The organism is Lacinutrix chionoecetis, from assembly GCF_053604665.1.
The window spans coordinates 79,584-105,103 of sequence record NZ_JBSHNQ010000087.1 but is presented as its reverse complement, the minus strand read 5'-3'; the positions used below and the strand labels follow the sequence as shown (position 1 = coordinate 105,103).

15 protein-coding genes are annotated in these 25,520 nt (G+C 33.6%); 5 read left to right on the top strand and 10 right to left on the bottom strand.

Annotation, left to right across the window (positions count from 1 at the left end):
- Nucleotides 1-9: 9 nt before the first annotated feature.
- The 5 genes from ACVC43_RS15320 to ACVC43_RS15300 all read right to left on the bottom strand — a co-directional run bounded on the left by ACVC43_RS15320 (nucleotide 10) and on the right by ACVC43_RS15300 (nucleotide 7,507).
- Nucleotides 10-1,857, bottom strand: a complete 1,848-nt coding sequence (locus ACVC43_RS15320; protein WP_452225418.1) for a M1 family metallopeptidase — start codon at nucleotides 1,855-1,857, stop codon at nucleotides 10-12.
- Nucleotides 1,858-1,922: 65 nt separating this feature from the next.
- The gene (locus ACVC43_RS15315) at nucleotides 1,923-3,536 is read right to left on the bottom strand and encodes a S8 family peptidase (RefSeq protein WP_452225417.1); all 1,614 of its coding nucleotides are present in this window, start codon (nucleotides 3,534-3,536) and stop codon (nucleotides 1,923-1,925) included.
- A 24-nt stretch (nucleotides 3,537-3,560) separates the two neighbouring features.
- The gene (locus tag ACVC43_RS15310; RefSeq protein WP_452225416.1) at nucleotides 3,561-4,424 is read right to left on the bottom strand and encodes an MBL fold metallo-hydrolase; all 864 of its coding nucleotides are present in this window, start codon (nucleotides 4,422-4,424) and stop codon (nucleotides 3,561-3,563) included.
- A gap of 51 nt (nucleotides 4,425-4,475) precedes the next feature.
- Nucleotides 4,476-6,662, bottom strand: a complete 2,187-nt coding sequence (locus ACVC43_RS15305) for a SulP family inorganic anion transporter (protein ID WP_452225415.1) — start codon at nucleotides 6,660-6,662, stop codon at nucleotides 4,476-4,478.
- Complete coding sequence (locus tag ACVC43_RS15300; RefSeq protein WP_452225414.1) at nucleotides 6,659-7,507, bottom strand: universal stress protein; 849 nt, start codon at nucleotides 7,505-7,507, stop codon at nucleotides 6,659-6,661. The genes ACVC43_RS15305 and ACVC43_RS15300 overlap by 4 nt, the downstream gene beginning before the upstream one ends.
- A gap of 131 nt (nucleotides 7,508-7,638) precedes the next feature.
- Here ACVC43_RS15300 and ACVC43_RS15295 point away from each other — a divergent pair, with 131 nt between their 5' ends.
- Nucleotides 7,639-9,483, top strand: coding sequence for a cation:proton antiporter (locus ACVC43_RS15295; RefSeq protein WP_452225413.1), 1,845 nt, complete (start codon nucleotides 7,639-7,641; stop codon nucleotides 9,481-9,483).
- 25 nt (nucleotides 9,484-9,508) lie between these two features.
- Here the strand turns inward: ACVC43_RS15295 and ACVC43_RS15290 are convergent, their stop codons facing one another.
- The 4 genes from ACVC43_RS15290 to ACVC43_RS15275 form a co-directional block, all read right to left on the bottom strand.
- A complete protein-coding gene (locus ACVC43_RS15290) occupies nucleotides 9,509-11,908 on the bottom strand; it encodes a glycoside hydrolase family 31 protein (protein WP_452225412.1) in 2,400 nt (799 codons plus the stop codon).
- A gap of 125 nt (nucleotides 11,909-12,033) precedes the next feature.
- Complete coding sequence (gene glgB / locus ACVC43_RS15285; RefSeq protein WP_452225411.1) at nucleotides 12,034-13,941, bottom strand: 1,4-alpha-glucan branching protein GlgB; 1,908 nt, start codon at nucleotides 13,939-13,941, stop codon at nucleotides 12,034-12,036.
- On the bottom strand, nucleotides 13,941-15,206 hold the full coding sequence (locus tag ACVC43_RS15280; RefSeq protein ID WP_452225410.1) for a glucose-1-phosphate adenylyltransferase: 1,266 nt from the start codon (nucleotides 15,204-15,206) through the stop codon (nucleotides 13,941-13,943). The genes glgB and ACVC43_RS15280 overlap by 1 nt, the downstream gene beginning before the upstream one ends.
- A complete protein-coding gene (locus ACVC43_RS15275; protein WP_452225409.1) occupies nucleotides 15,203-16,606 on the bottom strand; it encodes a glycogen synthase in 1,404 nt (467 codons plus the stop codon). Before ACVC43_RS15275 ends, ACVC43_RS15280 begins: the two co-directional genes overlap by 4 nt.
- Nucleotides 16,607-16,894: 288 nt before the next feature.
- Here ACVC43_RS15275 and ACVC43_RS15270 point away from each other — a divergent pair, with 288 nt between their 5' ends.
- Genes ACVC43_RS15270 through ACVC43_RS15260 form a run of 3 tightly spaced genes read left to right on the top strand, consistent with a single transcriptional unit; the run spans nucleotide 16,895 to nucleotide 21,054 of the window.
- Nucleotides 16,895-19,252, top strand: coding sequence for a TonB-dependent receptor (locus tag ACVC43_RS15270; RefSeq protein ID WP_452225408.1), 2,358 nt, complete (start codon nucleotides 16,895-16,897; stop codon nucleotides 19,250-19,252).
- Nucleotides 19,253-19,274: 22 nt separating this feature from the next.
- Nucleotides 19,275-20,285 carry a sensor histidine kinase gene (locus ACVC43_RS15265; RefSeq protein ID WP_452225407.1) on the top strand — a complete coding sequence of 337 codons (1,011 nt, stop codon included), beginning with the start codon at nucleotides 19,275-19,277 and terminating at the stop codon, nucleotides 20,283-20,285.
- 1 nt (nucleotide 20,286) lies between these two features.
- Nucleotides 20,287-21,054: a LytR/AlgR family response regulator transcription factor gene (locus tag ACVC43_RS15260; RefSeq protein ID WP_452225406.1), complete on the top strand. Its 768-nt coding sequence runs from the start codon at nucleotides 20,287-20,289 to the stop codon at nucleotides 21,052-21,054.
- A gap of 54 nt (nucleotides 21,055-21,108) precedes the next feature.
- On the opposite strand, the gene lepA is transcribed toward ACVC43_RS15260, so the two are convergent.
- Nucleotides 21,109-22,905 (bottom strand): translation elongation factor 4, encoded by a 1,797-nt coding sequence (gene lepA / locus ACVC43_RS15255; protein WP_452225405.1) that lies wholly within the window; start codon nucleotides 22,903-22,905, stop codon nucleotides 21,109-21,111.
- A 159-nt stretch (nucleotides 22,906-23,064) separates the two neighbouring features.
- Here lepA and ACVC43_RS15250 point away from each other — a divergent pair, with 159 nt between their 5' ends.
- On the top strand, nucleotides 23,065-25,506 hold the full coding sequence (locus ACVC43_RS15250) for a TonB-dependent receptor domain-containing protein (protein WP_452225404.1): 2,442 nt from the start codon (nucleotides 23,065-23,067) through the stop codon (nucleotides 25,504-25,506).
- The last annotated feature ends 14 nt before the right edge of the window (nucleotides 25,507-25,520 follow it).

Genomic DNA, 25,520 nt, shown 5'->3' with positions numbered 1-25,520 from the left:
TGATATAAATTACTTTTTATTGTTCTCTTTATTGATGTCTGCCATGAAATTTTTAGCATCTATTTCTACACTTTTAATTGCTTTTTTCGCGGTATAAGTATATGTAGGATGCGCCCAAGCCCAGTCTTTAACAATGGTTGCTGTTGTTGGTTTTTCGCCACGCATCATCTGTAAAGGAATGTAAATACTTTCGGTAGTTCCGTCTGTATAGACCACATCCAAGTCTATTGGCATTGGCATTTCCCCTATGCGTTCTAATGTTACAGTATTGCCTACAATACTTTTTACACCATAATCTATAGTGTTTGTAGTCATAGTCCAATCGGTTAAGTACCACTCTAACTCCAAACCAGAGACTTTTTCTGCCACGCGAATAAAATCGTTTGGTGTTGGATGTTTAAAAGCCCATTCATTATAATACTGCTTTAATGTTTTCTTTAAATTGTCTTCTCCAATAACGTAACCTAATTGCGACAAGAATACAGAACCTTTATTGTAAGCTGCAATTCCGTAGGCCATATTTGTTTCAAAACGGTCTGCGTGCGTAGTTTGAGGTTTTTCTTTCCCAGATTTAGCTAAATAATCGTAACCTCTGTATGCACTAGCAGCAGGGTTATCTGTATTCTTATTTGTTATATAATCCATAGCATGGTCGCTAATATAGCTTGTAAACCCTTCATCCATCCACTCATGTTTTGCTTCGTTAGTTGCTAATAAAAACTGAAACCATGTATGAGCCAGCTCATGGGCTGTTACTCCCATTAAGCTACCGAACTTTCTTTTTCCTGTAATTAAGGTACACATGGCATATTCCATACCACCATCACCACCTTGTATAACAGAGTATTGCTCGTAAGGATATTTGCCAATGTGTTCACTAAAATACTGCATCATCTCAACTGTTTTAGGCTGAAGGTTTTTCCAGTTTTCCAGGTTTTGGGCAGGTAAATCTTTTTTATAATAAAAATGAAGCATTGGCCCATTTGGTACTTGCATAGTATCGTGAATGTAATCAGGATCTGCAGCCCAGGTAAAATCGTGAACATTTGGTGCTTTAAAATGAAGCGTCTTTTTATTGCCTTTCATTTCTGGATTAGGTTGTAAGTAGCCTGTTCCACCAACAACGTAATCTTTGTCAATAGTCAATTTTAAATCGAAATCTCCCCAAACGCCATGAAATTCTCTTCCAATGTATGGATCGGCATGCCAGCCTTCAAAATCATATTCTGCTAATTTTGGGTACCACTGTGTCATTGAGAGTGCAACACCTTCTGCATTATTTCTTCCAGATCGACGAATTTGAACAGGAACCTGAGCATCGAAAACCATATCGAAAGTCACTTTTTCTCCAGGTTGAATAGCTTTGTTTAAAGTAACTTCTAAAACTGTTCCGGCAGTAATATGTTTTACAGAACTTCCGTTTTGTTTTAAAGAAGAAACATTAATATAACCAATCTCGTTTGGTTTTAAAGTACTAATTCTACTTTCTTTTTCTCCATTGGTTTCGGTTACCATTCTACCATCAGGATCTTCAATAGACTGTAATCTTGCATCCATTTCACTACCTGGTTGAAAGGCATTAAAATACAAATGATAAAACACTTTGTTTAATACATCTGGAGAATTGTTAGTGTATACTAATTTTTGTGTGCCTTGATATTGATAATTGTTTACATCCATGTCAATCTCCATTTTGTAATCTACATGTTGTTGCCAATAGGTAGATTTAGCTGAAGATGCTGTAACAGCCATTGGGCTGCTTTGGGACGAATTATTAGTTGTCGATACACTTTTAGACGTACCACAACCCATTAAAAACAATGAGGCTGAAAGGCTTAAAAGGAGAATTTTTTTCATTTTAATTTATTTAAATAAAAAAGCCTCAGTAAATTTATCTACTGAGGCTTTTTAGAGTTTTATAATTACTTAGATAATTGCGAGGCCATAATTAATGCATTGTAAGCATTAACCATTTTAGCCGATTTACTTAAATCTCCAAAAGGTCTAATATCTTCTGCATTACCACCAACAATTACTTTAGTGTTAATTGCTAAACCAGAATCTAAAATAACCTGCTTTACTTGAGCAGCAGTTAATTTAGGGTATTGAGACCAAACTAAAGCAGCAACTCCAGCAACAGCAGGAGCAGCCATAGACGTTCCGCCTTTAGTATCGTATTCGTTTTCTGGTGTTGTAGAATATATTTGAGCGCCTGGAGCAAAAACATCTACATTTTTCTTTCCGTAGTTAGAAAAAGTTGCAACCATTTTAGTTCCGTAGCTTGGTGCTAATGCACCAACACGAATATAAGTATTACCTACTTCTACGTAATTTACATTGTCGTCTGGAAAATTGGGTGCTACATCTACATCTTCGCTTGAGTTACCTGCTGCATGTACAAAAATAACATTATTATCACTTGCATATTTAATGGCATCTCTTACCCAGTCTGCATGAGGTGAAAAACTTTTTCCAAAACTTCCGTTAATAATTTTTGCACCATTATCTACGGCATAACGTATTGCTTTTGCAACATCCTTATCGTACTCATCGCCATTTGGTACCGCTCTAATCGACATAATCTCGACATTATTAGCTACACCATTTGCGCCTAAACCATTGTTGCGTTCTGCAGCAATAATTCCTGCAACGTGAGTACCGTGGCTTTCAGATTTTTTAACTGGTAACACGTTTCCGTTTCCGTAACCTGGTTTATCGTTAAAATCGTCTGGGTTATCTCCTGTTGTTCTTCCTTTAAAGTCTTTATTTAAATTAAAAGCTACTTGATCGCTATAATAGTCAACACCACCTTTTACTTGCTGTAAAACTTCTGGTAAAGAAGGCGCACCTCTTGCATACATATTATTAGCTGTATCTACAGCTTCTTTAAGCTTAGCATCTTCTGTTGTTATTGCAGCTACTTCCTTTGCAGTATAATCTTCTTTGTTAAAATGGGCAGTTAAGGTTTTATGTGCACCATCTACCATATTATAAATCCCCTCGTATTGTTGCTTTGCTGCAACAGCCTGATTATAATCTGCATCATATTTTGCTTTAGCTTCGTCATACCTTGGTGCTGTAGTATTACCACTTGCAATTAAACGAATGAATTCTAACTGCTCGTCGTAGGCATCGCCTAAAAAGTTCCAACCGTGGATATCGTCTACGTATCCATTTTTATCGTCATCAATGCCGTTACCAGCAATTTCTCCTTTATTGGTCCAAAGCACACCATCTAAATCTTCGTGGTTGATATCGATTCCAGAATCGATTACTGCCACAATAATTTTTTGTCCTTTTTTGCCTTTAATAATTTCACTATATGCTTTATCCACACTCATTCCAGGAATGGTATCTTTTTTAAGATCTAAATGTCCCCAATTATGAGCTTCTGCTTCGGTTAACTTAGCCTCCTTAATTGGTGATGTGTCAATATTTTCAACAGGTGTTGTTAAAATGGGCGCTCCACCACCACAGCTAGATAAAATAGCTGCTGAGAATACTGAAAATAAAAGTGTTTTATTAATTAATTTCATGTTATAAATTATTTAGTTGTTGTTTTATAAATTAAAAATGTCGTTGCAAGTATATGTGTCTTTTACACGCACACCTTTTTCTGTATGTTGCACAGTAATTAACTCATTATGTGCGTCGTGTTCCAAAAATAAGTAATAATTATGAGTTGCTGCTAAATTGAGGAATTTTTCTTTTTCGTCTAAAGTCAACAAAGGTCGTGTGTCGTAACCCATTACAAAAGGAATAGGAAGGTGCCCAACAGTAGGCACTAAATCTGCCATAAAACAAATTGTTTTGCCTTTGTAATTAATCATAGGGATCATCTGTTTTTCGGTGTGACCATCAGCAAAGAAAATATCGAAACCTAAAGCTGAATTTTTCAATATATCACCATCTTCGGATTTTGTAAAACGCAATTGCCCACATTGTTCCATTGGCAAAATATTCTCTTTTAAAAACGAAGCCGCCTCACGACGATTAGGCTGTATGGCCCATTGCCAGTGTTTTTTATTACTCCAAAAAATGGCGTTTTTAAAAGCCGGCTCTAAAAGCGTCTTGTCTTTATTATATTGTATGGCTCCACCGCAATGATCGAAATGGAGATGCGTCATAAATACATCTGTAATATCATCTCTATGAAACCCGTACTTAGCCAAAGATTTATCTATAGTATCGTCTCCCCATAGGTGATAGTAACCGTAAAACTTTTCACTTTGTTTATTACCCATGCCTGTATCTATTAAAATAAGGCGATCATCATCTTCAATTAATAAACAACGCGCAGCAATATCAATCATGTTATTATTGTCTGCAGGATTAGTTCTTGTCCAAAGCGATTTTGGTACCACACCAAACATAGCGCCACCATCGAGCTTGAAATTACCTGCATTGATTGGATATAAATTCATAGCCGCAAATTATAAAAAATGAAGTGATTCTACAGTAACGTTAAGTTTTTATTAAGAAACTACTTGTTGTAAGCGTTTTCCAAAATCGTAAAGCGCTTTAATTTCTTTTATGCTAGCTAAGCGTTCGCGACCAAAAATAAGCAGGTTGTGTCCGTTAGATTCAACGTGGTAATAGGGATTACTTTCGAAAAAATGGGTGATTTCATCAGTAAAAAATTCCTGAATGGCTTTAGTATCTTCACCAAGTAAGTAAAAGCGATTAGAAAAGTCTGTATGGTTTTCTATAGGGATATCTTTAAAACCAGCAAACGTATATACTTTTTCAAGAAAACCTTCGCGATCTAGCGTAAACTCTGGTATGGTTTTGTCAAGTTTAATGTGCAACATGGTTGACCTTACAACTTCTTTGGCTATAAATTCTCCTTCAGAGAACTCAATATCGAACGCGTTTAATGCTTCATTTCCACTTGAAAGCTGGTTATATATATAATTTATTTTCTTAATTCTGAAAAACAAAAAATCATTTAAAAAATGTGTTTCTCTTTGCTTTGTAGATAAATATTTTAAATGATAATCTTCGGCTAACTCCTCAATAGTTGTTTGGCGTCTTGTTAAACTTTTTTTAATCACGTTAGGTACAGGTAATAAGCGACGTAATGCGAAAGGGTGTTTAGAATCTGTATCGTGTAAATCGAGTCCGAGCACTTCAAAATGACCACCACGTTTGGTGAATACTTCCTGATAACTATTTAAACTCTCCATAACTGTATGGTCTACAAACTGGCACAAAGAAAAATCTAAAACAACATCTTCGGTTTCTGGTATGGCGTCTAATTTTGCTTTTAGTTTATAGTAATTCAAGAAACTACAAAAATGTTTGACACTTACATAATAATTACCTTCTTCTTGAAACATTAAAACATTAGGTTTCATAAAATTTTTTGCAAAAAGAACTATGCTTTTATTTAGGATTATATGAATAATGAAAGTGACAATTACTCCAGAGGTAATACCAGAAATTAATCCAATTTTAAGAGTAACAATGAGCGTGATAAAGAAAATAATTAATTGTTCTTTTCCAATTCTAAATATTTTTCTAATGTTTTCTGGAGAGGCTAATTTATAACCTGTATAAACCAATATAGCCATTAAAGCAGGTAATGGAATCCGGGTTAATTGTGAACTAAACAACACAATAAAAATGATTAAAAAAGTGGCATGAAAGAAGTTGGATGAGCGATTACTACCACCATTGTTTACATTTACAGAGCTTCTTGCAATAACAGTTACAACATTTAAACCACCAAGAAATCCACTTCCCACTGTGGCTATACCTAGCGCCTTTAAATCTTTATTCACATTACTTCTTCGTTTTTGGGGATCGAGTTTATCTACTGCTTTAATACTTAGAAGCGATTCTATACTTGCAATTAATGTTAATGAGAATACACTTGTCCAGAATGGGATTGTGCCAATTTTACTAAAATTAACGGTTGGAAGTTGATCTATAATTTGAGAAAATTCTGGGATACCAGAAATCATATAATCAATAGCAATAGGGTTATTTTCATGTGCCACTAACTCAAAATAATAACTAAATGTTACAGATAGAATAACTATCCACATTGGAGCAGGAATTAACTGCAAATACTTATTTCGAATTTTAGAATAAAACACCATAATTAACAAACTTAATATTCCTGCCGCAGCGGCATAAATAAGTCCAGTATTATCGTAATGTAAAGCATCGTTAATGGTAAATGGTATTTCTAAAAGATAATCTGCAGTGTCTTCTCTCTTTATTCTATGCGCGAGCATTATGTGAAACTGCTTACCAAGAATTATAAGGCCAATTGCAGCAAGCATGCCTTGTATGGCTGATGATGGAAAAAAGTCTGCCAATTTACCTAATCTTAAAAACCCGAGAGTTAAAACAACCAGACCAGAGCAAATAATAGCAGCATACGCACTTTCTAACCCTAAAGTAGCAATTGCGACTAAAAGCACACCTACCATTCCATTTCCAGGACCTGCAATGGTTACATTACTTCCACCCAAGACGGAAACCATAATACCACCTACAATAGCAGCAATTACACCAGCAATTGGAGGTGCTTCGCTGGCCATAGCCAGCCCTAAACCTAATGGTAAAGCAATTAAACTGACTACAAAACCAGAAAAAATATTTTTAGGAAGTGTTTTAAAAAATGTTTTTATATTATTTTTTTTTGGCCTCATTGAATGATTAAAACATCGGTTGGTAGCTCGGTTAAAATATGTTCAATATCGTGAGTGAATACACGATCCCAAAAGGTCATTTTCGTGGGTGCATTCATCACTAACAAATCGGCTCTTACTATTTGTGCATAATGACCAATAGAATAACCTTGAGTACCAAAAATGGGCTGCGATTTTATAGCAATATTATCGGTAAATTGCTTCGGGATGTCTTCTATAATATGATTTATTCTTGAACGTTCACGATTTCTTAAACGTTCTTTTAAAATTGTTGCTTTTCTTAAGGTTTTGTCATCATCTACTTTTACAGTAATTTCATTTTGTTTTATTTCTTCGACAATTGTTATTTTTTCAGATTTTAACTTGGCGCCAACATAAAAAGCGGAAGCAATGGTTTGTTCGGTTTTTGGATCTATTAATCCGTTTACCACAATATGTTGACAAGGGACACGGTCTATTGATGGATTGATAAGCAGCAATAAAGAGCATTTTGCACGACGCGTAATTTTTCTGGCAATAGAACCCACATAATAAGTGAGAAATTTTTCTCTTTTTGCAGCACCAATAATTAATAAATCGATGTTTTTTTCTAAAGAAGCATCTAAAATCACTTCAACAGGGTTTCCTGTTTTAAAAAGAACTTGGTATTCTAAATTGTCTTTTTTAAAGCTATTTAAAATAATTTTAAGCGTTTTTATCTTGTCTTCAGATTTATTTCCTACGTGAATTAACACCAGCTTACAGTCGAAAAACAACGCTAAACGTGCAGCTTCATAAAGATTTCCCTTTAGGTTTGGTGAGAAGGCAATACCTAAACCTATGGTTTTGAATGGTTTTATATTCACTTAAAAGTATTTCGAAAAAAGTGAAGATAGTTTTTTTAGTTATACCCTACAAACGATTAAGTAATCTTGATTGAGCTATAAATATGATTGAAAAATTTTTACATTAGCATTTTATAACTAACCGAAAACACATGGTAGAATTAGGAGGTATTATTATTTTAGGAATATTAGCACAATGGGTTGCCTGGAAATTTAAAATACCGGCTATTTTACCACTAATTTTAATAGGACTCTTAGTAGGACCAATTGCAGCAGAGTTTTTAAGCGAGGATGGAACCAAATGGATTGAACCAATCTGGAATGGGGAAGAAGGCTTGTTTCCTGGAGAAAGCTTATTTTATTTTGTTTCTTTAGCCATAAGTATTATTCTTTTTGAAGGCGGCTTAACCCTAAAAATGGGTGAAATAAAGAATGTTGGACCCGTAATTTCCAAATTAATATCCATAGGCTCATTAGTTACTTTTTTTGCTGCAGGAATTGCAGCCCATTATATTTTCGATTTAAGCTGGAAAATTTCTTATTTATTCTCCGCACTAATAATAGTAACAGGGCCAACTGTTATTACGCCTATTTTAAGAAACATTCCGTTAAAAAAAGATGTATCAGCCGTATTAAAGTGGGAAGGGATTTTAATTGACCCTATTGGTGCTTTAGTAGCTGTCTTGGTGTTCGAGTTTATAAGTGTGGATGCTGGTGGAGAATTTACAAAGACAGCCTTCATTGAGTTTGGAAAAATTGTACTCTTTGGTGCCACATTTGGTTTTACATTTGCTCACGGACTTAACTTTATACTTAATAAAAAACTAGTACCACATTATTTAATGAACGTCTTTACGCTGGCCACTGTTTTAGGCGTGTTTGTGCTTTCCGATGCTTTTGCGCACGAGTCTGGATTATTAGCAGTAGTGGTAATGGGAATGGTTTTAGGAAACTCTAAATCGCCATTTTTAAAAGATATCTTATATTTTAAAGAATCGTTAAGCGTACTTTTAATTTCTATTCTTTTCATCTTACTTGCCGCAAATATAAATATGGAAGAATTATATTTAATCTACAATTGGAAAACGGTTGTTTTATTTGCTATAATTGTTTTTTTTATAAGACCTTTGGGTGTGTTTTTAAGCACTTATGGTTCTACTTTAAAGCTCAACGAAAAACTATTTATTAGTTGGGTTGGCCCAAGGGGTATTGTAGCTGCAGGTATTGCTTCATTATTCGGACTAAAATTAGCTAAAGAAGGTGTTCCGGGAGCAGAATATATTACACCCTTAGTATTTGTTATTGTATTAGGAACTGTTTTATTAAATGCAACTACTGCCAGATTATTTGCGAAAATGGTGGGTGTGTTTTTAAAGTCTTCTAACGGCATATTAATTGTTGGCGCTTCGAAAGTGTCGAGATTGCTGGGCCACTATTTAGAGTCTCATGGTAGGCACGTGGTTTTAGTAGACAGCAATCAAAGTAATATAAGCAAAGCAAAAGAAATGGGATTAGAAGCTTTTAGTGCTAATATTTATTCTGATACTTTAATGGATAACATCGAGCTTAATGATGTAGGATATTTAATGGCGTTAACAGGAAGTGCAGACATTAATAAATATGCCATTAATAAATTCACTAAGCAATTTGGAGAAAACGGTTCGTTTAGATTAGTAACTACAGACGAGATGAACGATATGTCTAACAACCCAAAAGAAGGACTGTTTAGCCATACTGATGATTATAACACACTTACTAATGTGACCAGAAAATTTCCGAGCATTCAGGAAATTGACTTAAAAGATAAAGCACATTACGATAGCCTTATTGAAGTATCTAATAAAGATAAAGAAATAATACCATTGTTTATTAAAAATAGCGACGGTGAATTATCTATAATTCCTTCTCACAACAAAGACATTAAATCTCTTGACGAGAATTCACAACTCGTGTATTTGGGCAAACCTTTTGATGTTGAAACCGTAGAAACCGTATAAATAATTTAACTGTTATAAATACACTTTACATAATGTGAAGTTCTGTAAAATCTTTATCTATAATCATTGAGTTGTCTGGAGTGAATTTTATGTCTTTATATAGAATTTCAACGTTATCAATTTCTATTTTTTTAATTTCGAAAGGTAATCCAATAAGATTCAATTTAAACGTCTTATATGGTGCAATAAATTTCCCGTTTTTGTGCTGCTGAATAATTAACTCATTAGACTTCCCAGTTAATTTAAAGGTACGTAAGCTATAACGGCCTTTCGTGTAGTCGTAACCATCGTGAGCATCGTCATATAAATCTGAATTTTCTTTACCTTGCTTATAATAAACGTCTAAAGTAACTTGCTCAATTTCTTTTTCGCCAACATATTGTTGCACAGGATATTTAGGGATTATGGCTCCTGCTTTAACAAAAATAGGCATACTATCCAACGTGGCATCTACCCAAACTTCTTTACCTCCTTCTATAGAAATATTTGTCCAGAAATTATACCAAATCCCCTTTGGCACGTACATGCGCCTTCCTAAAGAATTTGGCTCTAAAATTGGGCAAACCAACATCTGTTTACCAAAAATAAATTCGTCTGTTCTGTAGTGCGTTTGTATATCGTGTTGATCGTGTAAAACCAAAGACTTTAGCATTGGAGTACCTTGGTTTAAATAATGCCAGAAAGAAGTGTATAAATAAGGTAAAAGTTGATAACGTAACTCAATAAATTTTCTAATCACATCGGTTATTTCGTCTCCAAACATCCACGGTTCTTGTTCACCATGATCTCCAGAAGAATGTGTACGGCAAAACGGATGAAACACTCCTAATTGAATCCATCTTGCATATAATTCGCCATTTGGCTGCTCAGCAAAACCACCTATGTCACTACCAATAAACGAAAAACCAGATAGTGCCATACGTTGCGCCTGGACATTTGCAATCCATAAATGTTCCCAAGTGGCTACATTGTCGCCTGTCCAAGATGAGGTATAACGCTGTGTTCCAGAATAAGCTGCGCGTGTTATAGCAAACGGACGTTTTGGATAAGAGTATTTTTTTAAACCATGATAAGTGGCTCGTACCATTTGCATGCCATAAACGTTATGTGCTTTTCTATGGCTACAAGGATTACCATCATAGTCATGTCTCACATCGTCTGGAAACGTTTTATTTGGTACTTCCATAACTGCAGGTTCATTCATATCGTTCCACACCCCTTTTACACCTATGTCTTCAATAAGTTCCTTAAACAAACCAGACCACCAATCTCTCACTTCACGTTTAGTAAAATCTGGAAAGTAACACTCACCAGGCCAAACTTTACCTTTCATATATGGTCCATCGGCACGTTTGCAAAAATAGTCCTTATCTAATCCCTCTTTAAAGACTGAATATTCTAAGTCTATTTTAATACCAGGATCGATAATAACAATAGTTTTAAAACCATCGTCTAATAGCTCCTTAACCATACGTTTAGGGTCTGGAAAGTAGTCCTTATTCCAAGTAAAACATCTAAAACCATCCATATAATCGATATCTAAATAAATAGCATCGCATGGTATTTTTAATTCTCTAAACTTATTGGCAATCTCTTTAACTTTAGACTCTGGATAATAACTCCATTTACATTGGTGATACCCTAAAGCCCAGAGCGCTGGTAATTGATGCGGCTTACCTGTTAAATCTGTGTAACTTTCAACAACATCGGTCATTTCAGGACCATAAATAAAGTAATAATTCATTTCTCCACCTTGTGCCCAAAAACTGGTTACGTTTTTACGCTCGTGTGCAAAATCGAAATACGATCTAAAGGTATTATCGAAGAAAATACCATAAGATTTACCTTGTTGTAAGCCTGTAAAAAACGGAATCGCCTTATAAATAGGATCTGTTTGCTTGCCATAAGCGTAAGAGTCTGTTACCCAATTTTGAAAACGTTTCCCTTTTAAATTTAAATGCTCTGGTTTGTCTCCTAAACCATAATAACTTTCTCCATCTTGAGCTGTCTTGCTCATTTTAACCACGTTGCCACCAAACTGATAACTTTCTTCCCAGTGAAAACCGAGCTCATCTTGATTTATTAAAGTTTCGTCTTTAGCATCGTAAAGAGAAATTTTTAAATTGGCTTTGCTTACCTTACAAATTAATTTCTTCGTTATGATATTATAGAAGTCATCATCTTCTGTTATTTCTAATTTATTGTAGCCACGACTTGCATAGCGTGTAATAGCATAAGAAAAATCATTCTCAAAACTAAGGTTTGTAGAATATCTAAATCTCAATACACTATCTCGTAATACGGTTATTTGAAGCGCAACATTATTCTTTGTTTTAAAATGAAGAATATCGATGTCTTTTTTATATGAAGTAACTTTTGAAGGGAATTGATTGCCTTTTTTCTCAAGTTCTGTATTTGTAATCATTATTGGGAAATTTTAAATGTAAACGTAATGTTTTAGTAGATTATAATTAGTTTTAATTCCTTAAAAATTATGGACATTTATTGCTAAAAATGAAATTTAACCGGTAAAAAATAAGAAGGTATTAATTAGCTATATTTAAACACCACAGCAGCTAATGGAGGCACTATTATAGTGGCAGAAAAAGGTTTACCATTCCAGCTTTTTTTAACTGTTTTAATAGCTTTTGTATTTATAGTATTACTGCCTCCAAAATCTTTAGCATCACTATTAAATATTTCCTTAATACTACCTTTTCTTGGCAATCCAATTTTATACGCTTTATGGGTGCTAGGTGTAAAATTACACACTACAATGACATCGTTTTCTGGGTCGTGTCCTTTTCTAATGTATGAAATGACACTATTTTGTGCATCGTCATAACTTATCCACTCGAAACCTTCAATACTAAAGGCTTTTTCGTAAAGGGCAGGTGTTTCTTTATAAAACGTGTTTAATGCTTTTACATGATTTTTTATACCAATGTGTGGCAAGAATTCTAATAAATTCCAATCTAAACTTTTTTGAAAATTCCATTCTTCATATTGCCCAAATTCATCACCCATAAAAAGTAATTTTCCTCCAGGATGTGTAAACATATAGGTATATAAAAGTCTTAAATTTGCAAAACGTTGCCATTCGTCTCCAGGTTGTCTTCCTAAAATAGAATTTTTACCATAAACAACTTCGTCGTGAGATAAAGGAAGCATAAAATTCTCTGTAAAAGCATAGGCCAAACTAAACGTAATTTCATTTTGATGGTGTTGTCTGTAAATAGGGTCACGCTCAAAATAGTTAAGGGTGTCATGCATCCAGCCCATCATCCACTTCATACCAAAGCCCAAACCGCCTATACTTACTGGTTTTGTTACACCTGGAAAAGCAGTAGATTCCTCGGCAATGGTTTGTACATCGTTATAGCGACTGTAAACCGCTTCGTTAAATTCTTTTAAAAATGAAATGGCTGCTAAATTTTCGTTACCACCAAACTCGTTTGGATCCCATTCACCATGTTCTCTCGAATAGTCAAGATAAATCATAGAAGCAACAGCATCTACACGCAAACCATCAATATGATAATGTTCTAACCAAAACAGCGCATTACTTATTAAAAAGGAACGGACTTCGTTACGTTCGTAGTTAAAAATGAGACTTTTCCAATCTGGATGGTAGCCTTTTTTGGTATCTGGATGCTCGTATAAGTGCGTGCCGTCGAAAAATCCAAGACCATGAGCGTCACTAGGAAAATGCGAGGGTACCCAATCTAGAATCACACCTATATTGTTTTGATGAAACGCATCGATAAGTTGCATGAATTCTTGTGGATTTCCAAATCGTGAGGTAGGCGCAAAGTAACCAATGAGTTGGTATCCCCAAGAAGGATCGTAAGGATACTCCATTATTGGCATAAACTCTATATGCGTAAAATTCATCTCCTTGACATAATCAACAAGCTCTTTAGAGAACTCTTTATACGTTAGGCTGGTGCCATCTTCTTTCTTTCGCCAGGAATCTAAATGTACTTCATAAACGGAGTATGGCTTGTCTAAATCGTTTTTATCTTTTCTATAATTTAACCATTTTTTATCTTTCCATTTATAATCTGAAATGTCCCAAATAATTGAGGCTGTATTTGGTGGTGTTTCAAAATATAGCGCATACGGATCAATTTTTTCGGTAACAATATCACCGTTATTTGATAAGATCTTATATTTGTATCGCATGCCTTTTTTAGCTTTGGGAATAAAACCTTCCCAAATGCCAGAAGAATCCCAGCGAACGTTTAATACATGTTGGGAATCATCCCAAAAATTAAAATCTCCAATTACAGACACCGACTTGGCAGATGGCGCCCAAACAGCAAAATAGACACCTTCTTCTTCTTCGTGGGTGACTATGTGTGCGCCAAATTTTTCGTATAATTTATAATGCTTTCCAGATTTGAAAAGGTTAATGTCGAAGTCTGTAAACAGACTATATACTTTAGTTTTACTCATTAAACAAGTTTAAATCCAGAAGGAATTACAGCACCTTTTTTAATCACAACAATACCATCCTTAACTAAATATGTATCGGTTTCTATATCTTCAAGATGTTTTCCTCCTTTAATTTCTACATCGTTACCAATACAGCAGTTTTTATCTAAAATGGCATAGCTTATTTTACAATTTTTACCTATACCAAATAAGGGTTTCGATTCCTTCGAAATAGTATTTAGGTTTTGGTATTTATCACTACCCATCATGTAAACATGGCTAAGCACGCTATTGCTTCTAATTCTTGAACGAATGCCTATTACAGATCTTTCAATGGTATCTGCGCTTATTATGCAGCCTTCCGCAATAACGGCTTTATTTAATTTAGTTCCTGAAATCTTAGAGGTTGGTAACATACGTGCTCTTGTGTAAACTCTATTTTTACTATCGTATAAATCGAATTTTGGCAAATCGTCTGTTAAGCCAATATTGGCTTCAAAAAAGGAATCAATGTTTCCAATATCTGTCCAATAGCCTTCAAATTGATAACTTAAGACCTTATGTTGGTTTATAGATTGTGGTATAATTTCCTTACCAAAATCTATGGTATCAGGATTCTCCATAAGCTCTTCTAACAATTTTCTGTTAAAAATATAGATACCCATTGAAGCCAGGTGGTTTCTGTTTTGAGCTTTCATTTCTTCACTCACATCAGAGGTCCACTCTGGTAATAAGCTCTCGTCTGGTTTTTCAATAAAAGATGTAATTACATTTTCATTGTTAGTCTTTAATATTCCAAATGAAGTCGCTTCTTTCTCTTTAACAGGAAGTGTGGCAATAGAAATTGCAGCATTACTTTCTATATGCTTATTCAACATATCGTTAAAATCCATATGGTATAATTGGTCTCCAGAAAGTATGAGTGCATATTCATAGTCGTGTCTTTTAAAATGATGCATGCTTTGCCTTACGGCATCTGCGGTACCTTGAAACCAAGTTTTATTTTCTGGTGTTTGCTCAGCTGCTAAAACATCTACAAAACCATGACTAAAAAAACTAAATCTAAAGGTGTTTTTTATATGGCGATTAAGCGAAGCCGAATTAAATTGTGTTAAAACAAACATGCGTTTAATGTCTGAATTTATACAATTTGAAATTGGGATGTCTACTAAACGGTATTTACCCGCAATTGGTACTGCTGGTTTAGAACGTGCTTCGGTTAATGGGTACAAGCGCGAACCTTGTCCGCCTCCCAAAATTATTGAAATGACTTTGTTGTTTATCATTTTAGCTTAGTTTTATATAGTTCCTGATATGCTTTGGCCGATTGTAACCACGAATGGTCAATAGACATAATATGCTTTTGAGTTTTTTTAAATAATTCTTTTTTATTGTAAAACTCTTTCGCTTTTAAAATACCATTCACGGCTTCAGAGATTGTGGCTTCGGGAATGACGATTCCAAAACCACCATTAGAAACATCTGCTATGGTGTCTTTTAATCCTCCAATATTGTTTACTATGGCAATAGTACCATAACGTAGTGCGTATAACTGATTTAATCCACAAGGTTCTACGCGCGAAGGCATGATTAAAAAATCGGAGCCAGCGTAAATAATATGCGAGAGTTTCTCGTCGTAACCAATAAAGTGGTTATAATTTTTATACTTTGAAGATAAGGATTTTAGAGCATTTTCTGTGTCCGCTGCACCAGAACCTAACAATAATATCGAGATGTCCTCATTGTCAAGAACTTGACTAAATATTTCGGGAAACAAATCGGCACCTTTTTCACCAACTAACCGACCAATAAAAGAAAAAAGTGGCTTAGTTTCATCTAAATTAAACTCCTTGCATAGCCATTTTTTATTCGCTTTTTTACCCGATGCTACGGTTGAATGACTATAATTTTTAACGATAAAGTTATCTGTTTCTGGATTCCAGACTTCTGTATCAATACCATTTAAGACACCTACGCATTTATCTTGCTCAGAGGCTAAAAGCGATTCTAAACCGTTGGCGCTTTCTTTAAGCTCTTCCATATAACTTGGTGATACAGTAGTAACTTGCCAAGCACATTTTATACCTGCAGCTAAAGGATTTATCTGGTGGTTCCAATCTAATAATCCAACATGATCGAAATTAAAACCTGGAATTAAATGCACTAAATCATGAGAAAACCAGCCTTGATATTGGGCATTGTGAATAGTAAAAATTACTGGTATTTTATTTAGTGTTTCATATTTATAACTTTCTTGAAGCATAAATGGTGTTAAACCTGTATGATGATCATGACAATGGATAATATCTGGTTTATGGTCTTGTGTTATAACCCAATCTAATGCTGCAATTTGGAACGCTAAAAACCGCTCGGTATCATTAAATGAATACACATAATCTTTATATAGTAGTGCTTCAACATCAATAAAATAGATATTAAAACCTAATAAATTTTCAGTTAAGGTTAAAACGTCAAAAGCATAGCTGGTTTCTCCAAGGGATAATTCTGAAGAAAATATAGAAGTAAAGTGATTAGACTGGGTAAATTTATTATTATAAAAAGGCATAATAACGGCCGAGTCATCACCTAAATCATTTTGATATTTTGGCAAAGCTCCAACGACATCTGCCAATCCACCAACTTTGGCAACAGGATAACATTCTGCACTTATGTGAATAATTTTCATGAGGTTGGTTTATAACGAATTATAAACTTACTCATATTATGTTAAAAATAATAATGAAACTATATTTAATACTATTTATTTAACTACTTAATCGTTATAGTTAACCTGAAAACTTTAAAACAACCATAAATTTCTAATACAGTAACAACACCATGAGGTAAACTATTAAGATTAGGTGAGTTTAATTATATGCCAATTCAACCTTTTTTTAACCCAACTCATCAGAATTGACTGTTTTGCATCGGAATAAATAAAGACATTTATACTGTTAATTAAAATCAATCAATTATGAAATTAAAAACTACAATTACTTATTTCTTTTTATTTATCGTAATTTCTTTAAACGCACAGCAAAATATTTCGGGTACGATTACAGAAAACAATCAACCTCTTGAATTCGCCAATGTCATACTGTACAGTGCTAATTCAAACCAGGTTATTACAGGCGTTGTTTCAAATGATGAAGGACAATATATTTTTAAAGAGGTTTCAACAGGCAGCTATTATATAGAAGTATCAGTTTTAGGCTTTAAGATTGAAAAAACAGATGTGTTTGAACTCACCACGGAACCAAGAACTTTCAATTTTTCTTTAACAGAGCAGGCTCAAGCTTTAGACGAAGTTGTTTTAAAAAGTAAAAGACCTGTTATAAGACAAACTGCAGAAAAACTAATAGTAGATTTAGAAAAATCTGAGATGATTAATTCAAACTTACAAGATGTTATGAAACGTGTTCCGGGAGTAATTGTAACAAATAATGGAATTAGCTACGCAGGACAAAGTAATATTAGAATTTTAATTGATGGCAAAACTACAGACTATATGGATATGGACACTTTGTTACGCGACATGCCTGCAGATAATATCGCCAGAGTAGAACTGGTAGAGCAACCAGGAGCAGAGTTTGATGCCGAAGGATCAGGACCTATTATAAACATAATTTTAAAGAAAAATATAAAATTAGGAACTCACGGTAATGTTGTGGGATGGGTTGGAGAAGATGAGGGATTTGAATATGGTACAAGTGCCTCAATAGCCAGTTATAAAAACAAATTAAACTGGCAACTAAGCGTAGGGCATTCAAGTCCTACGTGGAGAGAGGATTTATTTATTAAAAGAAGAGTTGGGAACGATACATATGATCAAGCCACAATTGAACCTTATAATCCTATAAGATATAATGCAGGTGCGAGTGTAGATTATTATATTAACGATAATCATACTGTAGGAATTGGAGTAAGACGAAACTCAACAAATTCTGATAGAATATCTAAAAGCACAAACATTATTACAAGCGCATCGAATACCGACTTTTTATTGTCCCAAAACAGTTTTGATCGAGACCAAATAGTATTGAACATTAATCCTTATTACGAGTATAAAACTGAAGCACAAAAATTTACAACAGATTTTAATTTTGTAGATTATTCTAATAACAACTTAAATACTATTTCTTCACTTTCAGGAAGCACTGTTCCTTACACAAACCAACGCTACAGACAAAATGGAGATTACCAAATTAAAACCTACAAAGCAGACTATTCGAGAATGTTTTCCGAAGATTTTAAACTTAGCTTTGGTACCAAATACGCACAAGTAAATACAGATAGTGATTTAAAATCTTTCATTCAAAATGGTAATGACGGCTTCGATTTTGAGGGCAATAATAGTAATCGATTTCTTGTAGACGAAAAAATTTTCGCTCTATACTCTAAATTAAATTTAACAAAAGGAAATTGGTCTTTTTCAGGAGGTTTACGCTTTGAAGATAGCAATACACAAGGCATTTCAAGTAGTAATAACGAAAGTAGGGAACGCAAAATCTCTAAGCTATTTCCAAGCGCATCTCTTAGCAGAAAAATAAACAAAAGTTTAAGTGCAAGTATCGCATACAGCTACCGTATTCGTCGACCTAATTACAATACCTTAAATTCGTTTGTTACGTATTACGATCCGTTGTCATCAGACGTTGGAAACGAAAATTTAAAGCCCTCTTTTACTAATAATTATCAATTTAATTTAACTTACGATAGCCAACCTTTTTTTACAGTAGGATATCGCACCACAAAAGACGATATGTTTCAATTTATTTCTCAAAACAATGAAACAGCAGAAATAATGAGAACTACAATTAACTTATCGAATAGTAAAAACTGGAATTTTAGATTATTTGGTCCGTTAAGCTTTATAAAAGACGTGGAAGGTTACACAGGATTTATTGTAAATTATAATAAATTTGAATCTACCCCTAATAACCTAAGCTTACAGAAATGGAGTGTCATGTGGTTTACACAAGCGAGTTACGAGTTGCCATGGAAAATAAATGCAGAAATTAGCGGTAATTATGGTACTGGAGCATTAGAAGGTGGAATTGATGCAGAATGGTTTGCAGGATTAGACTTTTCCTTTGGTAGAAAATTTTTAGAGGAAAGGCTAAAAGTAAATTTAGGCTTTAATAAAATGCTTAATAGAGGTTTTGTAGGCAAAATAGATTACAATAATTTACAAGCAGATATTGAGAGTAATCAATCAAGACAAAATATACAGCTAAGAATGTCTTACAGTTTTGGTTCTAGATATGGGAAGAAAAAGAATCGCGAAAACGCATCAAAAGACGAGGAAAATAGAATTAACGATAATAATTAATACATTCGTATTTTAACACCCTATGAATAATAAAATCAACAAATCAGACCTCCTTATTTTAGCCATTTATTTTGCTGTTTCCTTTGCAATTCAAGGTAATGGGTATTATGAGAGAGGAGCTCTATTAAGAGAATATTTAATAGATTTTCCGGTAGAAATCATTAGTGTTACCAGCATGATTTTTATTTATGTTTTTTGGTTGGTACCAAAATTTGTTAAGGAAAGAAAGTATGTTTTTTTCATTGTTGTCGGACTAATTGTATTAGTCGTAATCCCAGGTATAGATTATACTATTGGTTACTGGACAGGAAATAACGATTGGAGTAAATTCCCAAAAGGATTAAACTTTGTTTTACAAATGATAGATAGAGGCACCTTTCAAACCGCATTTCCATTTGCATTATTGCTTACCAAAAAGTTTTATGAAGGCCAAAATGAATTTTTAAAAATTGAAAAGCAACAAAAAGAAAATGAACTCAAATTACTACGTTCGCAAATAGATCCTCATTTCCTGTTTAATAATCTAAATACTTTAGATGCTTTAATAGATAGTAATAAGGAAAAAGCTAAAGAATATATTAACAGGCTGTCTTTAATTTATAGATATTTAATAAAAACAAAAGATGCAGAGGTTATGGAGCTCTCTAAAGAAGTTGCCTTTGCCGAAAATTATATTTTTTTAATTAAAACACGTTTTGCCAACGATTATAGTTTTGATATTATTAGCGACCATTCGTTAGCCAATAAATTTATTCCTATAGGAGCATTACAAATTTTGCTTGAAAATGTAGTAAAGCATAATAAGATAGTTAATGGCAAAACTATTAATTCTACTATTGTAATTACAGAAGATTGGGTAACGGTTATAAATACAAAGTCTCGCACTAAAGTTAATCCAGAATCCTTAGGGACAGGATTAAAAAATTTAGAATCCAGATACAAACTACTTAGCGACAAGCGAATTGAAATAGAAGATACAAACGAAGCATTTAAAATTACAATTCCAATTATAAAATTAAGCGACGAAAACTAAGATGATGAAAATTTTAATTTTAGAGGACGAAATACCAGCATACCAAAAACTAATGAGTTGTTTACAATCGTTTTTTTCTGAAGGGTTTACTCTCGATTGGGCGCGATCGATAATGGAAGGAAAAGAGCTGTTAACTAATAAAAGCTATGATTTTATATTGTCAGATATTCAATTATTAGATGGTACTTCTTTCGATTTATTTAATAACGTAGAAGTTGAAGCTCCCATTATTTTCTGCTCTGCGCACGACGATTATTTATTTCAAGCTTTTAATACTAATGGTATTGCTTATATTTTAAAACCCTATACACAAACCGATTTTAATAAAGCGATAGAAAAATATCAAGCCCTATTTAAACAAGGCGATTATAACGCCTTAAATAATTCTACTATAAATGCATTAAAATCTGCATTGCATGAGGAAAATGCAAACTATAAAAAACGGTTTGTTATTAAAAAAACAAAAGGAATTCAATTATTAAATGCTTCGGATATTAGTGTGGTTACAGCCTCGGGTGACTTTTGTATTGCTAACGACAATCAAGGAAAACGCCACTCTATTTCGCAAAACATTAGTTCTATTTACAGTCAATTAAACCCTAAAAAATACTTTAAAATTAATAGAAGTGAGATTGTTCATATCGATTATATAGAAAACATAGAAAGTCATTTTAAGAACAGACTATTAATAACAATGAAAGGGGTTAAGGAAAAAGTAATGACGAGTTCTTCTACCACCTCTGAGTTTAGAAAATGGTTAGAGCAATAAAAAAACCTTCAGCTAAAAAACTGAAGGTTTATAAGTAATTATAAATTTGTAATGTTAATCATTAAGTTTTAAAACAGCCATAAATGCTTGCTGAGGTATTTCTACATTACCCACTTGGCGCATACGTTTCTTACCTTTTTTCTGCTTTTCAAGTAGTTTTCGCTTACGCGAAATATCTCCACCATAACATTTTGCAGTTACATCTTTACGTAACGCTTTTACAGTTTCTCTGGCAATAATTTTAGCACCAATAGCTGCTTGAATAGGAATATCGAATTGCTGACGCGGAATTAACTCCTTAAGTTTCTCCGTCATTTTCTTACCTATTGAATGGGCATTATCGGCATGAATTAAAGCAGAAAGTGCATCTACTGGTTGAGCGTTTAGTAAAACATCTAAACGTACTAATTTAGACGTTTTCATGCCAATTGGCGAATAATCGAAAGAGGCATAACCTTTGGAAACTGTTTTTAAACGATCGTAAAAATCGAAAACAATTTCTGCTAAAGGCATATCGAAAGTTAACTCAACTCGCTCTGGAGTTAGGTAAGTTTGATTGGTAATCATACCTCGTTTTTCAATACACAAGCTCATAACGTTGCCAACAAAATCTGCTTTGGTGATAATGGTTGCTTTTATAAAGGGTTCTTCCACACGATTTATCATCGTTGGTTCTGGTAAATCACTTGGGTTATTTACTATAAAAGGCACATCTGGTTCTTTATTAGTATAGGCGTAGTATGACACGTTTGGTACTGTTGTAATTACCGTCATATCAAACTCACGTTCTAAACGCTCTTGTATAATTTCCATGTGTAACATTCCTAAGAATCCACAACGAAAACCAAAACCTAAAGCCGCAGAACTTTCTGGTTGAAAGACCAAAGAAGCATCATTAAGTTGTAACTTTTCCATCGAGCTTCTTAGTTCTTCATAATCCTCTGTGTCTACAGGGTAAATACCAGCAAAAACCATAGGTTTTACGTCCTCAAAACCTTCAACAATATTAGTTGTTGGGTTTGCAAAATCGGTAATAGTATCACCAACTTTTACTTCTTTTGCTGTTTTTATTCCGGTAATTAAATAACCTACATCACCTGTTTTTACACTTTGCTTTGCGACTTGCGTTAGTTTTAAAGTTCCCACTTCGTCTGCATAGTACTCTTTATCTGTAGCGACGAATTTGATTTTTTGTCCTTTTTTAATTTCACCGTTAAATACTCTAAAATAAGTTTCAATCCCTCTAAACGTATTGTAAACCGAATCGAAAATTAAAGCTTGTAATGGTGCATCTGGATCTCCTTTTGGTGCAGGAATACGCTCAATAATTGCTTTTAAAATGTTCTCGACACCAAAACCAGTTTTACCACTGGCATGTATAACTTCTTCGGCATCACAGCCTAATAACTCTACTATATCGTCTGTTACTTCTTCTGGGTTTGCGCTAGGTAAATCGACTTTATTAAGTACAGGAATTATTTCTAAATCATTTTCAAGAGCCAAATATAAATTAGAAATAGTTTGCGCTTGGATACTTTGTGCAGCATCTACAATTAATAAAGCACCTTCACAGGCAGCAATGGAGCGAGACACTTCGTAAGAAAAATCTACATGACCAGGTGTGTCTATAAGGTTTAAAACATATTTCTCACCATTTAAAGTATAGTCCATTTGTATAGCGTGCGACTTAATGGTAATACCACGTTCACGCTCCAAATCCATACTATCTAATAATTGCGCTTGTTGTTCTCGAGCCGTTACAGAGCCTGTGGCATCAAGTAAACGGTCGGCAAGTGTGCTCTTTCCATGATCAATATGTGCAATAATGCAAAAGTTTCTAATATTCTTCATAATCTTGTGTCTCTAACTAACAAAGAGAGTGCAAATATAGTGCAAAAATTGACGAATTTTCAGTTTTTCTTCGCAAGAGAATTCCTTATAATTTACGGCTTTTACCGTACAAAAAACTAAAAAACTATTGTTATCTTGCCCTTTGGTTAATAGCACTTAATGAAATTTTTTATATCTCTCATATTATTTATTTTCTCTTCCCCAATTATAGCTCAGCAACTTACTATATCTGGAACTATTGTAGATGAAGAAAATAATGCTATTCCTTACGTAAATGTAATGCTTCACGAATCAGTTATTCCTACTATAGAAGGGAGTTCTGGAATTTCGGGAGAGAATAAAAAAGGAGCAGTAACAGATGAAAACGGTAATTTTGAATTTACCAATTTAAAAAAATATGCCTATTTTATTAAGCCTTCTTATATTGGTTATAAATCTGAAAAAGCACTTTATCCTATTCAATTATCAAAAGACGAATATATTAAAATTGTCTTAGAGGAAGACGCTCAAATACTAGAAGGTGTAACTATAAACGCAACTAAGCCAACGTTGGAAAAAGAATTAGACCGTCTGGTATTTAATGTTGCAAATACAGCCTTAAGTGAAGGTAGCCTACTGGATGTTTTACGTAGCACACCTGGCGTTTTGGTTTTAGGCGATGCTATTTCCGTTAAAAATGGAACACCAGCCGTGTACATTAACGATAAAAAAGTAAACCTCTCGGCGAGTGAGATTACCCAGCTCTTAGAAAGTTCACCTGCAAATACGATAAAAAAAGTAGAGGTTATTACAAATCCACCAGCTAAATACGATGCTGAAAGTGGTGCTGTTTTAAACATTGTAATGAGTAGAAATTTAATTACTGGTTACCGTGGTAATGTCTTTACTAATTATACTCAAGGTGTTTACCCAAGATATAATGCTGGGATCAATCAGTTTTATAAAACCAAAAAAGTAAATGTAAATTTAAACTATAGCTTTACAGATAGTAAAACAAACAGGTCTAGTGACAATACCATAAATTATAATGATAACACTGGTCTTTTAGATGAGAAATGGCAAACAAACAATAATAGAAATACCAGCACTAAAACACACAATGTTAATTTAAACTTCGATTATTTTATAGATGATAGAAATACGTTAAGATTTTCAGCAAACACATTGTTATTGCCATATTTCGATTATAGAATAAACGGACAAACTGAAGTTACAGATAATGCTAACAATAACCTTTTTAATTTTAACACAAATAACCATTCTCAAGATGAAAAATATAATCTGGGTTTCGACTTAGATTTTACCCATCATTTTAAAAATAAAGGAAAAGTGGTTTTTAGCGCACATTTTACAGATTATGATTACCAGAGAAACCAGCGAGTAAATAACCATTATTTCTTTGCTAACGATGTTAATAATTTTAGAACAGCTTTTGTAACAGATAATAACCAAAATACTAATATTTTAACGGGTCAAATTGATTATAATTTACCTGTGGACGACAGTTCCGATTTTGCTTTCGGTATTAAAACATCTAATATAGATACCAATAGTGATATCACGCAGTTTGATATTAACCAAAGTACTGGAACAATTGATTTTAATGCTGAAAATTCTAATGCGTTTGACTATACAGAATCCATTTTTGCAGCTTATACCAGCTACAATAAATCTTGGGAAAAGTGGAGCTTAAGCGGTGGGTTAAGAGTGGAGCACACTAATGTCGATGGTTTATCTGTTTCAAACAATTTAAAAACCACTCAAGATTATTTGGAGCTATTTCCAACATTAAATTTAAGCCATCAAGTTTCTGAGAAGGTAAATGTTTACACAAATTATAAACGTACACTTTCTAGACCAAGTTATCAATTATTAAATCCGTTCAACTTTTTTTTAAACGATAATACCATTGTTACTGGTAATCCAAACATTCAACCTTCTTTTACCAACCACTTTGTTGTTGGTACAACATTAAACCAACGCTATACTTTTGAAGCATATTACAAAGATATTACAAACGATATTATTGAATTACCAAGACAAGACAATGCTAATAATCTTTTAATCTACTCGCCTACAAACATTGGTAACACTAAAGAATTTGGCTTCGATTTTATTACTTATTTCGATGTAATGGACAACTGGTTTGTTTATTTTGTAACCTCTTTTTACAACATACAAGATGAAGCATTTATTGATAATCAACTGCTTAAAATGAACCAATGGAGTAACTATTCTATATTGAGTAACGATTTTTCTTTTTTAAAAGATAACAGCCTTAAAGCCAATTTTACTTTAACTTATATTGGTAAAAATCAACAAGGTTTTCAAATCGTAGATTCTCGTTTGGCATCAGACCTATCCCTTAGTAAAACGGTTTTAAAAAAGAAAGGCACTTTATCCTTAGCCATTTCAGATTTGTTTAACGCTCAAGATTTTGCCGTAAAATCGAAATTTGGAAATCAAGACAATCGTAATTTTACAAATTTAGATAACCGTTATATCAAGCTTGGTTTTAACTATAAATTTGGTAATACTACACTAAAAACCAACGAGCGTACAACAGAATTAAAAGAGCGTAATCGTTTGGAGAAGGAATAATCCTCTTACTTGTA

Excerpts from the sequence above, each read along its gene's own strand:
- ACVC43_RS15280 (WP_452225410.1), bottom strand. The coding sequence starts at position 15,206 with ATGATAAACAACAAAGTCATTTCAATAATTTTGGGAGGCGGACAAGGT.
- ACVC43_RS15315 (WP_452225417.1), bottom strand. The coding sequence starts at position 3,536 with ATGAAATTAATTAATAAAACACTTTTATTTTCAGTATTCTCAGCAGCT.
- ACVC43_RS15310 (WP_452225416.1), bottom strand. The coding sequence starts at position 4,424 with ATGAATTTATATCCAATCAATGCAGGTAATTTCAAGCTCGATGGTGGC.
- ACVC43_RS15305 (WP_452225415.1), bottom strand. The coding sequence starts at position 6,662 with ATGAGGCCAAAAAAAAATAATATAAAAACATTTTTTAAAACACTTCCT.
- ACVC43_RS15320 (WP_452225418.1), bottom strand. The coding sequence starts at position 1,857 with ATGAAAAAAATTCTCCTTTTAAGCCTTTCAGCCTCATTGTTTTTAATG.
- ACVC43_RS15295 (WP_452225413.1), top strand. The coding sequence starts at position 7,639 with ATGGTAGAATTAGGAGGTATTATTATTTTAGGAATATTAGCACAATGG.
- ACVC43_RS15270 (WP_452225408.1), top strand. The coding sequence starts at position 16,895 with ATGAAATTAAAAACTACAATTACTTATTTCTTTTTATTTATCGTAATT.
- ACVC43_RS15250 (WP_452225404.1), top strand. The coding sequence starts at position 23,065 with ATGAAATTTTTTATATCTCTCATATTATTTATTTTCTCTTCCCCAATT.
- lepA (WP_452225405.1), bottom strand. The coding sequence starts at position 22,905 with ATGAAGAATATTAGAAACTTTTGCATTATTGCACATATTGATCATGGA.
- ACVC43_RS15275 (WP_452225409.1), bottom strand. The coding sequence starts at position 16,606 with ATGAAAATTATTCACATAAGTGCAGAATGTTATCCTGTTGCCAAAGTT.
- ACVC43_RS15265 (WP_452225407.1), top strand. The coding sequence starts at position 19,275 with ATGAATAATAAAATCAACAAATCAGACCTCCTTATTTTAGCCATTTAT.
- glgB (WP_452225411.1), bottom strand. The coding sequence starts at position 13,941 with ATGAGTAAAACTAAAGTATATAGTCTGTTTACAGACTTCGACATTAAC.
- ACVC43_RS15290 (WP_452225412.1), bottom strand. The coding sequence starts at position 11,908 with ATGATTACAAATACAGAACTTGAGAAAAAAGGCAATCAATTCCCTTCA.
- ACVC43_RS15260 (WP_452225406.1), top strand. The coding sequence starts at position 20,287 with ATGATGAAAATTTTAATTTTAGAGGACGAAATACCAGCATACCAAAAA.